General features: G+C 66.8%; 14 protein-coding genes. 7 read left to right on the forward strand and 7 right to left on the reverse strand.

Annotated elements, in window-relative coordinates; all coding sequences use genetic code 11:
- Nucleotides 1–172: 172 nt before the first annotated feature.
- From LGR64_RS14205 to LGR64_RS14225, 5 genes are all read right to left on the reverse strand, one after another.
- A complete protein-coding gene (locus tag LGR64_RS14205; RefSeq protein WP_230355861.1) occupies nt 173–1,231 on the reverse strand; it encodes an Ldh family oxidoreductase in 1,059 nt (352 codons plus the stop codon).
- Entirely contained in the window at nt 1,224–1,748 is a 525-nt protein-coding gene (locus LGR64_RS14210) for a gamma carbonic anhydrase family protein (RefSeq protein WP_198819442.1), read from the reverse strand. Before LGR64_RS14210 ends, LGR64_RS14205 begins: the two co-directional genes overlap by 8 nt.
- Nucleotides 1,749–1,752: 4 nt before the next feature.
- A complete protein-coding gene (locus LGR64_RS14215; RefSeq protein ID WP_202759848.1) occupies nt 1,753–2,736 on the reverse strand; it encodes a tripartite tricarboxylate transporter substrate binding protein in 984 nt (327 codons plus the stop codon).
- Nucleotides 2,737–2,813: 77 nt separating this feature from the next.
- Nucleotides 2,814–3,959 carry a CaiB/BaiF CoA transferase family protein gene (locus LGR64_RS14220; RefSeq protein ID WP_328511974.1) on the reverse strand — a complete coding sequence of 382 codons (1,146 nt, stop codon included), beginning with the start codon at nt 3,957–3,959 and terminating at the stop codon, nt 2,814–2,816.
- 29 nt (nt 3,960–3,988) lie between these two features.
- Nucleotides 3,989–4,942 carry a hydroxymethylglutaryl-CoA lyase gene (locus LGR64_RS14225; protein ID WP_141833300.1) on the reverse strand — a complete coding sequence of 318 codons (954 nt, stop codon included), beginning with the start codon at nt 4,940–4,942 and terminating at the stop codon, nt 3,989–3,991.
- 114 nt (nt 4,943–5,056) lie between these two features.
- Between LGR64_RS14225 and LGR64_RS14230 the strand changes: the two genes are divergently transcribed.
- The 4 genes from LGR64_RS14230 to LGR64_RS14245 all read left to right on the forward strand — a co-directional run bounded on the left by LGR64_RS14230 (nt 5,057) and on the right by LGR64_RS14245 (nt 7,911).
- The gene (locus LGR64_RS14230; RefSeq protein WP_013802887.1) at nt 5,057–5,980 is read left to right on the forward strand and encodes a LysR family transcriptional regulator; all 924 of its coding nucleotides are present in this window, start codon (nt 5,057–5,059) and stop codon (nt 5,978–5,980) included.
- Between the two features lie 69 nt (nt 5,981–6,049).
- On the forward strand, nt 6,050–6,703 hold the full coding sequence (locus LGR64_RS14235; RefSeq protein WP_141833390.1) for a cytochrome b/b6 domain-containing protein: 654 nt from the start codon (nt 6,050–6,052) through the stop codon (nt 6,701–6,703).
- Nucleotides 6,700–7,491: a molybdopterin-dependent oxidoreductase gene (locus LGR64_RS14240; RefSeq protein ID WP_141833392.1), complete on the forward strand. Its 792-nt coding sequence runs from the start codon at nt 6,700–6,702 to the stop codon at nt 7,489–7,491. Before LGR64_RS14235 ends, LGR64_RS14240 begins: the two co-directional genes overlap by 4 nt.
- Before the next feature lie 105 nt (nt 7,492–7,596).
- A complete protein-coding gene (locus LGR64_RS14245) occupies nt 7,597–7,911 on the forward strand; it encodes a pentapeptide MXKDX repeat protein (protein ID WP_141833394.1) in 315 nt (104 codons plus the stop codon).
- Between the two features lie 161 nt (nt 7,912–8,072).
- On the opposite strand, the gene infA is transcribed toward LGR64_RS14245, so the two are convergent.
- Nucleotides 8,073–8,336: a translation initiation factor IF-1 gene (gene infA, locus LGR64_RS14250; protein WP_012204971.1), complete on the reverse strand. Its 264-nt coding sequence runs from the start codon at nt 8,334–8,336 to the stop codon at nt 8,073–8,075.
- A 500-nt stretch (nt 8,337–8,836) separates the two neighbouring features.
- Nucleotides 8,837–10,225 (reverse strand): GntP family permease, encoded by a 1,389-nt coding sequence (locus LGR64_RS14255; protein WP_016453662.1) that lies wholly within the window; start codon nt 10,223–10,225, stop codon nt 8,837–8,839.
- Between the two features lie 214 nt (nt 10,226–10,439).
- On the opposite strand from LGR64_RS14255, the gene LGR64_RS14260 reads away from it, so the two are divergent.
- The 3 genes from LGR64_RS14260 (at nt 10,440) to LGR64_RS14270 (ending at nt 12,910) form a co-directional block, all read left to right on the forward strand.
- On the forward strand, nt 10,440–10,979 hold the full coding sequence (locus LGR64_RS14260) for a GNAT family N-acetyltransferase (protein ID WP_141833400.1): 540 nt from the start codon (nt 10,440–10,442) through the stop codon (nt 10,977–10,979).
- A gap of 25 nt (nt 10,980–11,004) precedes the next feature.
- Nucleotides 11,005–11,793 carry a nucleotidyltransferase domain-containing protein gene (locus LGR64_RS14265; RefSeq protein ID WP_141833402.1) on the forward strand — a complete coding sequence of 263 codons (789 nt, stop codon included), beginning with the start codon at nt 11,005–11,007 and terminating at the stop codon, nt 11,791–11,793.
- A gap of 127 nt (nt 11,794–11,920) precedes the next feature.
- Nucleotides 11,921–12,910: a LacI family DNA-binding transcriptional regulator gene (locus tag LGR64_RS14270; RefSeq protein WP_141833403.1), complete on the forward strand. Its 990-nt coding sequence runs from the start codon at nt 11,921–11,923 to the stop codon at nt 12,908–12,910.
- Nucleotides 12,911–12,932: the final 22 nt, after the last annotated feature.

Genomic DNA, 12,932 nt, shown 5'->3' on the forward strand with positions numbered 1-12,932 from the left:
GTCTTTTCCTGGAGTTGCCAAGGAATTCTTGCGACCAATCTGGGGGGAAATTGGGAGAAGTGACCGTGATCGAAATGCATGCGGCAGGCGGCAAAGATCGCACCTACGGCCTGGAAGGCCAGCAGCTCAGCCTGGCCCAGTTGAAAACCGCGCTCTCCAAAAAATCAGTCGCTCACAACGCCAGCGCCACCCCGCTGAGCCGCGCCAGCGCCTGCAACTCATTGATCAGCGCAGACGACAGAGGGATGCCTTCGGCGCGGCGCTGGAGCTCGCATTCATGCTGGCGCAGTCCGGGATAGCGGCCTTGGGTGCCCTGGGCCGCGAGCAGGCCGGTGATCCAGTTGGCCATGTAGTTGTCAAATCCCTGGGGTGACGGTGCGGCCAGGGCTGGGTTGATGACCAGCAGAAAGGCGCAGGCGTTGGCGGTGGAACCTTCCGCCGATCCGGGTACAGCGGGCCGGAAATGGCCGTCGCCCAGCGCGCCCGCCAGGCACTCGACCACCATGGCCAGGCCCAGGCCCTTGTGTCCGGCCATGGGCTGCATGGCGCCCTGCAGTGCGGCGTGGGGATCGGTGGTGGGATGGCCGTGTTCGTCCAGCGCCCAATGCGGCGGGATTTGCGCATGGCCGTCGCGGACGGCAGCCATGACGGCGCCGCGTGCGACCGCACTCAGGGCCATGTCGAAGACCAGTGGCGGCCGTCCGGCCACGGGCGCGGCGAAGGCGATGGGGTTGTTGCCCAACGCAGGCCGCGTGGCACCGGGCATGGCCATGATGGACGGCGTGCGCTGGCACAGCAGGGCCATGCAGCCCTGTTCCACGGCGGGCAGCAGCAGCACGCCCAGGGCGCCGAGGTGGCCGCAGGCCTCGATGTGGCAGGCCACCACGGCCTGGCTTGCGGCCCTGTCCAGGCAGGCTTGCAGCGCCAGCTCCAGCACGGGCTGGCCCAGGGCATGGTCGCCATGGCAGCGCAGCAGGCCGTTGCGCTCCTGCAGGCTGGGCTTGGCCCGGGTATGGATGGTGCCTTCGCGGATGCGCTGCACATAGGGCGGCAGTCTTGCCACGCCATGCGTGTCCACGCCGCGCAGGCTGGTGCGCACCAGTGCCTGGGCGGTGGCCTGCGCGTGGCATGCGCTCACATCAAAGGCCTGGAGCACGCCAGCAGCCCAGGCTTGCAGCGCTGCGGCGGGCATGCGCACGGCGTCGGTCAGCGGGTTCAGGGAATCAGTCAATGCGCTGCAGCTCCTGGCGAAAGGACATTGCACGCTCCACGTAGCTGGCGGCGCTTTGCAGCAGGCCCGCGACTTCTTCGTCACTGAGCGTACGCACCAGCTTGGCGGGGGCGCCAAGAATCAGCGAGCGCGGAGGGAACTGCTTGCCTTCGGTGACGATGGCGCCGGCACCCACCAGGCTGTGCGCGCCGATGACGGCACCGTTGAGCACCACGGCCTGTATGCCGATGAGCGAGCCCTCCCCCACGCTGCAGCCATGCAGCATGGCCTGGTGGCCCACGGTGACATGGGCAGCCAGGGTGAGCGCGAAGCCGGGATCGGCATGCAGCACGGCGCCTTCCTGCACGTTGCTGCCCTCGCCTATGCGCACGGGTTCGTTGTCGCCGCGCGCCACGGCGCCGGGCCAGAGGCTGGCGCCCTCGCCCAGTGTGACGTCGCCGATGAGCGTGGCCTCGGCCGCCACATAGGCGGATGCGGGCAGCAGCGGTGCCTTGTTCCGATAACGATAGAGGGCCATGCGCTTACTCCAGCGTGACATTGGCCTTCTTGACCAGGCGCGCAAAGCGCTCCTGTTCGGAGCGCAGGAACTGGGCTGCTGCCTCGGGGCTGTTGAGCACGGTGTATTCGTCGCGCCGTGCAAAGCCGGCCTTGACCTCGGGGTCGGCAAAGGCGGTGGCGATGCCGTCGTGCAGGCGGCGCACCTGGGCGGGCGGCATGCCCTTGGGGCCTATGGCGGCCACCCAGCCGGCGATGTCCACGCCGGGAAAGCCCTGCTCTGCCACGGTGGGTACATCGGGCAACGATGCCACGCGCTCACGGCCCATGATGCCGATGGCACGCAGCGCGCCGGATTTGAGGTGCGCCTGCGCCGTGCCCACGGCGATCACGCCGAAGTCCACCTGCCCGCTGAGCAGGTCCACCACCATCTGGCCCACGCCCTTGTAGGGAATGTGGCGTGCCGTGGTGCCGGCCGCGTCCAGAAAGACTTCGGCCGCGAGGTGGAAGATGGTGCCGTTGCCGGACGAGGCGTAGTTGAGGTCGCCGGGCCGCGCCTTCATGAGCGCCTGCAGTTCGCGCGCATTGCGCGCCGCCACCTTGGGGTGCACGACCAGTACGAAGGGCGAGCCGCCGACGATGGACAGCGGCGTGATGTCGGCCAGGCTGTCGTAGGGCAGCTTCTTGAACACGCTGGGGTTGACGGCGTGGTTGTTGGAGATGAAGGCGATGGTGTTGCCATCGGCCGGCGCCTTGACCAGCATCTGCGTTCCCGTGATGCCGCCCGCACCCGGCAGGTTCTCTATGACCACGGGCTGGCCGCCCAGCGAGCGCACCAGCGCGGTCTGGGCCGAGCGCACGATGGTGTCGGCGCCCGAGCCTGCCCCCACGGGCAGGATGACGCGCAGCGGCGTGCCATTTTGGGCGCGCACGCCCAGGGCAGCGGCCCCCAGCGATGCGCCGGCCAGGGCCAGCAGGGTGCGGCGGCGGAAGGGATGGGACGAGTGCATGGGGTTGTCTCCTTTTTGTGTTGTCTCATGCGCGCCGGGGTGGTTTTTCTGCGGCCTTCGGCGCCCGGGGTTGGCTGTCAGGTCCGTGATGCAAGGGCTCCGAGTATTTCTTCGGTGTGCTCGCCAATTCCGGCCAGCGGCATGCGCACGCCGGGACGGTGGCCGTTCATGAGCAGGGGCAGCAGCACCACGTCGGTCTGGCCGCCGTCTTCGGTCTGCATGGAAGCCAGGCCGCCGCTTTGGCGCAGGTGCGGGTCGTCCACCAGTTGCTCGGGCCGCGTGATGGGCGCGTAGGGAATGCCTGCGGCCTCCAGCTGCGGCGCGAGCCGGGCCGATTCATGGCTGGCCAGGATGGCGCCCAGCTCGGCCAGCAGTTGAGGGCGCACGGCCACACGGGCGGCGTTGTCGGCGTATTCGGGGCGCTGCAGCAGGTCGGCGCGGTCCAGCACGCGGCACAGGGTGGCGAACTGCTTGTCGCTGACGGCACCGATGAACAGCTGCTCGCCACCGGCCAGGGTGAACACGTCGTAGACGCTCCAGGCCGATACGCGCGAGGGCATGGGCGGCGGTGCTTCTCCCGTCATCAGGTACTGCTGCATGTGCTGGGAGGACAGGAAGACGCAGTTCTCGAACAGCGCGCTTTGCACCTCCTGGCCGCGCCCGGTGCGCTCACGCTCGCGCAGGGCGGCGAGCACGCCGATGGCGCCGAACATGCCGCCCATGATGTCGTTGACGCTGGTGCCCGCGCGCAGCGGCCGGCCCACGGGGCCGGTCATGTACGACAGGCCGCCCATCATCTGCACCACCTCGTCCAGCGCCAGGCGCTTTTCGTAGGGGCCGGGCAAAAAGCCCTTGTGGCTGACGTAGATGAGGCCGGGCGAGCGCTGCGACAGCGTGGCGTGGTCCAGGCCCAGGGACTGCATGAGGCCGGGGCGGAAGTTCTCCAGCACCACGTCGCTGCCAGCGGCCAGTTCGGCAGCGGTGGCGCGGCCCGCTTCGGTGGTGATGTCCAGCACCACGCTTTTCTTGTTGCGGTTGAAGCTGCGGAAAAAGCCGATGCCCAGGCCGGGCAGCGTGCGCGTTTTGTCGCCGCCCGGTGGCTCGACCTTGATGACTTCGGCACCCAGGTCGGCCAGGATCATGCCGCAGGTGGGGCCCATGACCATGTGGGTGAATTCGATGACGCGGATGCCGGACAGCGGCAGCAGGGGTTCGGTGGCCATACAGGTGTGCTCGTGGGAAGGTAAGGGGTTCATGCAGCGGCAGGGGCTGCGTCGGCTTTGACGCTGCGCGGCAAGCCCGCGCGCCACAGCGCGCCGTGCAGGCTTTCGCCGTCCAGCCAGGCGGCCACCTTGGCGCGCAGGCGCAGCAGGGCCTCGATGTCCAGGCCCGTGTCGATGTCCATGGTGTCCAGCATGAAGGCCAGGTCTTCGGTGGAGGCATTGCCGCTGGCGCCGGGCGCATGGGGGCAGCCACCGATGCCGGCCAGCGTGGCGTCAAAGCGCGCGACGCCGGTTTGCAGTGCGGCATGCACATTGGCCAGCGCCAGGCCGCGCGTGTCGTGGAAGTGGCCGCACCAAAAGCGTTCGCCCGCAATGCGCCGCGCCTGCTCGAACAGCGATTGCACCTGGCCCGGCCCGCCATGGCCCACGGTGTCGGCCATGCTGACGCGGTCGGCCCCCGCGTCCAGCAGCGCCTGCATGCAGCGCAGCACCTCGGCCGGTTCCACCCGGCCCTGCAGCGTGCAGCCGAAGGCCGTGCCAATGCCGCCCTCGATCAGCATCGTCGAACCCGCCGCATCGCGTGCGGCACGCATGCGGGCCACCTCGGCCACGACCTCATCGGGCGTCTTGCGCAGGTTGGCCAGGCTGTGGGCATGGCTGGCCGACAGCGGCACCAGCATCAGGTCGGCCCCGCTGGCAAGGGCGCTTTCGGCACCACGCATGTTGGGCACCAGCACGGAGACGAACAGGCCCGGCAGCGTTCGGGCATAGGCCACCAGCTCGGCCGTGTCGGCCAGTTGGGGCAGCAGGCGCGCAGGGACGAAGGAGCCGACTTCGATCTCGCGCTGGCCGGCAGCGTAGGCATCGCGTATCCATTCCTTCTTGCGCTCGGTGGACAGCACGGTCTGGATGCTTTGCAGGCCATCGCGCAGGCCGACCTCGCGGATGACGGCGGACTGCAGGGCACGGATGGGTTCTGGCATGGGAAGGTTCGCGTGGAGTGGTTTGTCTTGAATGGCACTTTAGACATTCCCATCAGCGTGCAGAAGCGATAATTTTTCGCCTCAGAGTTTCCCAAATGGAAATCCATAACCACCATGAAAGATCTGGACCTGACCACCCTGCGGCTCTTTGTCGCGGCATGCGACCTGGGCAATATCGCCCGCGCGGGCGAGCAGCAGCACATCGGCTCATCGGCCATCAGCAAGCGCATGGCGCTGCTGGAAGAGCAGGTGCAGGCCCCGCTGCTGGAGCGCCACCGCCGGGGCGTGGTGCCCACGGCAGCCGGGCTGATGCTGCTGGAGCATGCACGCGCCATGCTGGCCAGCGCCGACCGCGCGGCCCGCGACATGGCGGCCTACCAGCATGGCGTGAAGGGACAGGTGCGGATACTGGCCTCGGTCTCGTCGATTGCCGAGTCGCTGCCCGATGACATCGCGGCCTTTCTGCAAAAGCCCGAGCACGCGCAGATCCGCGTGGATATCGAGGAGCTGACCAGCAGCGAAATCATCCGATCCATCCGCGAAGGCCTGGCCCTGGTGGGCGTGTGCTGGAACGCGGCCGATCTGGAGGGCCTGCAGACCCTGCCCTACCGCTGCGACACCCTGGCCGTGGCCGTGCCGGCCGGCCACCCGCTGGCCTTGCGCGACAGCTGCAGCTTCAGCGAAACGCTGGATTGCGAGCATGTGGGCCTGCCCGCCTCCACGGCCGTCTACACCATGCTGGCGCGGGCGGCGGCCATCATCGGCCGGCCCATCAATTACCGCGCCGTGGTCAGCTCCTTCGACGCCACGATCCGCTGCGTGCGCGCCGGCCTGGGCGTGGCCATCATGCCCAGGGAGATCCTGGGCATGGCGGGCCCCGGTCAGGGTGTGCAGGGCGCGCAGGGTGTGCACATGGTGCCGCTCACCGATGCCTGGGCGCGGCGGCAGTTCGCCATCTGCTTCAGGGACGGCAGCCGGCTATCGCCTGCGGCGCGCACGCTGGTGGACTATCTGGCCGGGTGCGCCCAGGCGGGCTGAGCCGGCCTTGGGAGTTATCACGATTAATTGAAGTTTGCGTGATACATCCGCTACAGGGTCCCTCCAACAATGGGATCCATGAACACCGCCCTCATCACCCCCCAACCGGCACAGCCCAAGGATGGCCAGCGCATCCACCCGCTGTGGCTGCGCCTCACGCATTGGCTCAATGCGCTGGCCGTGGTCATCCTGGTGACCAGCGGCTGGCGCATCTACAACGCAGCGCCGTTCTTTGATTTCAGCTTTCCGGGCTCGATCACGCTGGGCGGCTGGCTGGGCGGAGCGCTGCAATGGCATTTCGCGGCCATGTGGCTGCTGGTGTTCAACGGATTGCTGTACCTGCTGCTCAACATCGCCAGCGGCCGGTGGCTGCGCAAGTTCTTTCCCGTCAGCGTGCAGGGCGTGCGCCAGGACCTGGTGGCCGCCCTCAAGGGCCGGCTCTCGCACGCCGACCCGGCCCGCTACAACCATGTGCAAAAGCTGGCCTACCTGTTCGTGGTGCTGGACCTGGTGGTGATCGTGCTGTCGGGCCTGGTGCTCTGGAAGTCGGTGCAGTTCCCGCTGCTGCGCGAGTTGCTGGGCGGCTATGAATCCGCACGGCGCGTGCACTTCTTCGGCATGTCCGCTCTGGTGGCCTTCATGGTCGTGCACCTGGCAATGGTCGCCCTGGTGCCCCGGACCTTCCTGACCATGATCCACGGCCGTGCGCCCAAGACACCATGAAAATCTTCAAAGCCCCTTCCCTGCCCGGCGTCGATGGCGAGGCCGTGGTGCGCGAGGCACGCTCGCTGATCGCCCGCAAGCTGGACCAGCCCGCACGCCGCACCTTCTTGCAGCGCTCGCTCACGCTGGGCGGCCTGTCCCTGCTCACGGGCTGCAGCATCAGCGATGACAGCCACGTCGAGGCCGCGCTCAGCCAGGTATCGCGCTTCAACGACCGCATGCAGGGCCTGCTGTTCAGCCCCTCGCGGCTGGCGCCCACCTATTCCGCAGCTGAGATCACGCGCCCCTTCCCCTTCAATGCCTATTACGGAGAGGACGAGGTGCGCGAGGTGGACGAGGCCAGCTGGCGCCTGGAGGTGACCGGCATGGTCGCCGACCGCCATGCCTGGACCCTGGCCGAGCTGCGCGCCATGCCGCAGGAAGAACAGATCACGCGCCATATCTGCGTGGAAGGCTGGAGCGCCATAGGCCGCTGGGGCGGCGTGCGCTTTGCCGATTTCCTGCGCCACATAGGCGCCGACACCAGCGCCAAGTACGTCGGCTTCAAGTGCGTTGACGACTACTTCACCAGCATCGACATGGCCACGGCCCTGCATCCGCAGACGCTGATGGCATTGACTTACGACGGGCAGCCCCTGCCGCCCAAATATGGCTTTCCGATGAAGCTGCGCATGCCCACCAAGCTGGGCTACAAGAACCCGAAGCACATCCAGGCCATGTTCGTCACCAACACCTACTCCGGCGGCTACTGGGAAGACCAGGGCTACAACTGGTTCGGAGGCAGTTGAGCGGCCTTCCAAGCCGCTGGGCCGCCAACGAAGGTGCGAGGCCGTGCCCATCCAAAGCCGGCCGATTTGCAATCCCGCAAACCGCTAATCCAAAGGAAGACTCAAATGACCAAGCTCACCACCACCGTGCTCGCCGCCTGCCTCGCCCTGGCCGGCGCCACCACGGCATTCGCTGCGGATGAGATGGCGAAGGACGGCATGTCCAACGGAGCCATGTCCAAGGATTCGATGTCCAAGGATGGAATGAAGAAGGACTCCATGTCCAAGGATGGAATGAAGAAGGACTCCATGTCCAAGGACGGGATGAAGAAGGACTCGATGTCCAAGGACGGCATGCACAAGGATGGCATGCACAAGGACGGCATGTCCAAGGATGGAATGAAGAAGGATTCCATGGGCAAGGACGCCATGTCCAAATAAGCAGACGGACTCGCCTGATCCGTCTGGTGCCCTCCAGGCGGTCGGGCCGTCGGGGCTGCTTGGGAAGCTGACTGGGGCTGCCGATCAGGCAACCAGGCACAGAGCCCGGTCCTGCCTGCGCCCCGAATGCCCGCTCTGCAACAGAAGCGGGCCGGCGGGCTTCAGCGGCGCTGCGGAGGACGCGGGCCCGGTGCGCCGGAGCGTTGCTCGATGTGGCGGAACGTGAGGCGACCCTTGTTCAGGTCATAGGGCGACATTTCAAGCGTCACCTTGTCGCCGGCCAGCACGCGGATGCGGTGCTTGCGCATTTTTCCGCCGGTATAGGCGATGAGCTGGTGGCCGTTTTCCAGCGTTACGCGGAAGCGGGAATCAGGCAGCACTTCGTCTACCCGGCCTTGCATTTCGATCAGTTCTTCTTTAGCCAATGGGACTCCTGTGAGTACATGTTGAAAGGGTTGCGTCGCCGCAAGTTGCTGGTGCAGCACCATGCTGCGGCCTTGGGCCAGCGCAGGATGACCGCTGCACGCAGGCAGCGGAGCATCGAAAAAGGGAAAAAGAGGACCCTGCAGGTGGCAGGGAGAGTGCGGACCCGGGAGGTGGGTTGGATTCGCGTGGTGCTCGCCGTTGAGAGTGACAGTTGCGGACCTCGTCACAGACTTTGTGACAGTGGGCGGCTAACGGCAGCCCGGAGACCGCGAAGGTGTCAGACGGGCACTGAGGAGGCGAACAACAAGGACAGCACCTCCATCAGTATAGGTGAATTGCCGGCCGCGCGTTGAAGCGGCGCCGGGTACCGCACCTGTACGGGGCGGCATTTTCCCTGTCGCGACTGGGGCAATTCGCAGTCGAACCGGAAGAAGTGCACTGCCTTGGTGGTTGCCGCGGCATCGAAGCGGCCGCCGGCGGCCCGCCTCATGCCTTTCACCTATCCCAGCTTGGGCAGCAGGTTGAACAGCAGCACCATCAGCAGGCCCACAAAGGACACGATGGACTGGACCACGGTAATGGTCTTGGTGGCCTCGCCCATGCTCATGCCGAACGACTCCTTCACCATCCAGAAGCCCGCGTGGTTGGCGTAGTTGAAGAACAGCGAGCCGCAGCCGATGGCCAGCGCCAGCAGCGGCACGTTCAGCGAAGGATCGGAGGCCGCCAGCGGCGCCAGCAGGCCCGCCGCGCCGACGATGCCCACGGTGGCAGAGCCGGTGGACACCGACAGCAGCATGGCGATCATCCAGCCCAGCACCAGCGGAGGCAGGGCGAACTGCTGGGTCATGTGGACGATGGCATCGCCCACCTTGGCGCTGGTCAGGATCTGCTGGAAGGCGCCGCCGCCCGCAATGATGAGCATGATGCCGGCGATGGGCTTGAGGCTCTGGCCCAGCGCGTCGCGCAGCTTCTCTGCATCGGCGCCGCGGAGATAGCCCAGGGTGATGGAGGCAAACACCACGCCCAGCAGCATGGCCACCAGCGGATTGCCCAGGAAGGCCGCCGCATGCAGCAGGCCCGAATCCTTGGGCAGAAGCACCTCGGCCAGCGCATGCACCAGCATCAGCAGCGCGGGCAGCAAGGCGCACAACACGCCCATGCCGATGCTGGGCGCACTGCCCTCCCCGCCTTCCTTCTTGCCTGATGTGAACTGCTCCAGCAGGGCTGCATCGGGGCGCGTGCTCATGCGCGGCGTGATGAAGGCACCATACAGCGGGCCACCCAGCACCATGGCGGGAATCACAGCCAGAAAGCCGTACAGCATGGTCGGGCCGACAGTGGTGTGCAGCGTGGCAATGGCGGTGAGCGGGCCGGGGTGCGGCGGCACCATGCCGTGCATGGCGGCCAGCGCGGCGATCACGGGCACGCCCACATAGACATAGGCCGATCCCTTGAAGCGCTCATTGCTTTCCAGCTTGCGCGCCACGCTGAAGATCAGCGGCAGCATGACCACCAGCCCCACCTCGAAGAACATGGGAATGCCGATCACGAAGGCCACCAGGGTCATGGCCCAGGGAATCATGCGCTCGGACGTGCGCTGCAGGATGGCACTGGCCAGCCGCTCCGTGGTGCCGGAGTCCGCCAGGATCTTGCCCAGCATGGCGCCCAGGGCAATGACCACGCCCACCGCGCCCAGCGTCTTGCCGGCCCCATTGGTGAGGTTCTTGACGATCTCGCCCGGCGCCATGCCGGTGGCAAAGCCCACGCCAATGGAAACCACCAGCAGCGCCAGCAAGGGATGAAGACGGATGCGCGAGACGATCAGCGCGACGAGGACCAGCACGCTGGCCAGCGCGATGAGCAGCAGTTGGGTATCGAATGAAGACATAGGAGGCTTGGAGTTGTGATTCTTGGCGTTGGACCCCGCCTGCGCGCTTGCGGCATGCGGCATGCCGCAAGCGGTGGGCGGTTTCCAATCGCTACAAATCGTATGCCTGGGCCTGTCGGCGGGTTGTAGGTTTCAGGCTTGTTCACAGAGTTCGCGCTGGCGCCGGTCCACAATCGTGCCTGCCGGGCAAGCCGGCGCTGCCATCCCGGAACCCATGCGCATACACCATCCCCCCGTACCGGAGCTGCCCGGAATCTCCCTTCGCCAGATCGAACGCTCGGACATCGGCGCCTGGTACGCCTACCTGAGGCTGCCCGCCGTCACCGAGCACACCAGTTGGAACCTCGCCTCAGGCGACGACCTGCTGCCGCTGTTCGATGCGTTCGAGTCCCCGTCCGCCGACTCCCAGCGCCGCCTGGCCGTCGTCGATGCCCGCAGTGGCCGGATGGTGGGCAGCATCGGCTTCCACACCATCTCCGACGTGAACCGCACCGCCGAAATCGCCTACGACCTCGCCCCGGAGTACTGGGGACGCGGCATAGCCAAGGCCTTGTGCGCGACAGTGACCCGATGGGCCTTTCAGGAATACGGCTTCATCCGCATCCAGGCTGCGGTGCTGGAGTCGAACCAGGCCTCGGCCAAGGTCGTGCAGGCCTGCGGGTATCGGCATGAGGGGCTGCTGCGTTCGTTCAGGCTGGTTCGCGGAATGCCCAGGGACTATGCGCTCTATGCGCGGCTTGCGGCAGACGAATGAGCGGGCGATAAGCCCAGGCATCCCCATGCACTCCTGCAGCGATCCTCACGCGACCCGCACTCTGGACCTCATCCCCAACGATCCTGTCCAGCCCGAGTTCCAGCGCCTGGTGGACGATGCGCGCGCAGCCATCGCCAGCGACCTTGGCGAGGCGCTGGACAGCCTCTACCTGTATGGCAGCGTGGCGCGCGGCTGCGCAAGGGCGGGCTTCTCGGACTTGGACCTGACGATCGTGCTGGCCCGCCCCCTGTCCAGGCAGGAGAGCGCCCGGCTGGAGCAGCGGCGCCAGGACCTGCAACTACGTCACAAAGAAGTCGCGAAGATCGATTTCGACCTGGGCACTCGGCAAGAGGTGCTGGACCCGGCCCATCTCTACAGCTGGGGCTACTGGCTCAAGCATGAGTGCCGCTGCATCCACGGCGCGGACCTGGCGCAGCAGTTTGAGGCGTTCGAGCCGTCCAGGGCGATTGCACAGGCCGTCAATGGCGACTACGTGCAGGTGCTGAACGACTACCTGCAGCGCATTTCCGGAACCAGGGACGACATGGAGGCCCTGCGCCTGCAACGCGAAGCCGCACGCAAGCTGATCCGGGCCACCAATGTGCTGCGCCCCTGCTCAGGCGGCTTCTGGCCGCGCACGCTGGAGGAGTTCGCCGATTGCTTTGCGCAGCTCCATCCGGAAATGGCGCAGTCCATGGCTTTCTTTCTGGCGCAGTCAAGGACGCCCGAGGCACCCAGAGCTCGTTTCAACGCAGAGCTTTCGGCCTTCATCAGCTGGATTCGGCGCCAGCGAGCTGCATCTACGGCAGTCTAGGTACCGGGCAACGCCAGGGCCCAAGCCGCCAAGCGCCTGATACGCAACAAAACCTTCACTCCTCCGTCACCGCACCGTCACGCGCAGCGGGTGCAATGTAAACGTTTTCAAGAAATCGTTTACATCCATGAGCATCACCGAGGTTGCACGCCGCGCGGGGCTGTCCGTCGCCACTGTTTCGCGGGTTTTCAATTCGCCGGAGGTGGTCAATGCGCAAACGCGCAGCACGGTGCTGCGCGTGGCGCAGGAAGTGGGCTATGTGGCCAACGCCAGCGCCCGCACGCTGCGCACGCGCAGCAGCAAGGTGCTTGGCGTGGTGCTGCCCACGCTCACCAATCCGGTGTTTGCCGAGTGCCTGCAGGGCATTGCCTCACAGGCGGCGCTGCGCGGCTACGCGATTTCGCCCTGCACCACCGAATACGACCACGCCGGTGAAGACGCGGCCACCACGCGGCTGCTGGCCAGCGGGGTGGATGCGCTGGTGCTGGTGGTCTCCAACCCTGGCGATTCGGCGGCGCTGGCGCGTGTGCGCCAGGCCGGCAAGCCCTATGTGCTGGCCTATCACCACACCCATGAGCATGCCTGCGTGGGCGTGGACAACACGGGCGCCGTCAGGGAGCTGGTGCTGCGCCTGGCTGCGGCAGGCCACAGCCGCATCGGCATGGTCACGGGCCAGTTGCGCGCGTCCGACCGCGCCCAGCAGCGCTGCCGTGGCTATGCGCTGGGCATGCAGGCCGCAGGCCTGTCGCCGCTGCCCGTCTGGGAGGTGCCCTTTGCCGCCACCGCCGTGCAGATGCTGCAGCAGCACCTGGCCGAGCAGGCGCCGCCCACGGCCATTGTCTGCAGCAACGATCTGCTGGCGATACGCACCATCCGCGCGGCATCGCTGGCCGGGTTCCGCGTGCCTGCGGACCTCAGCGTGGTCGGCTTTGACGGGATTGCCATGGCCGGCGATCTCACGCCTTCGCTGGCCTCGATTTCCCAACCCAACCACGACATCGGCTCGGCCTGCGTGCGCCTGCTGTGCGATGCGCTGGCGGGCAAGAAAACCCTGGCCGCGCAAGACAGCCTGTGCCTGCCGCATGGCTGGCGCAGCGGAGAGTCCTGCCGGCTCTGAAACCAACAACAGCGGCCCGCGC

Source organism: Delftia sp. Lp-1, from assembly GCF_020523835.1.
GTDB lineage: Bacteria > Pseudomonadota > Gammaproteobacteria > Burkholderiales > Burkholderiaceae_C > Comamonas > Comamonas acidovorans.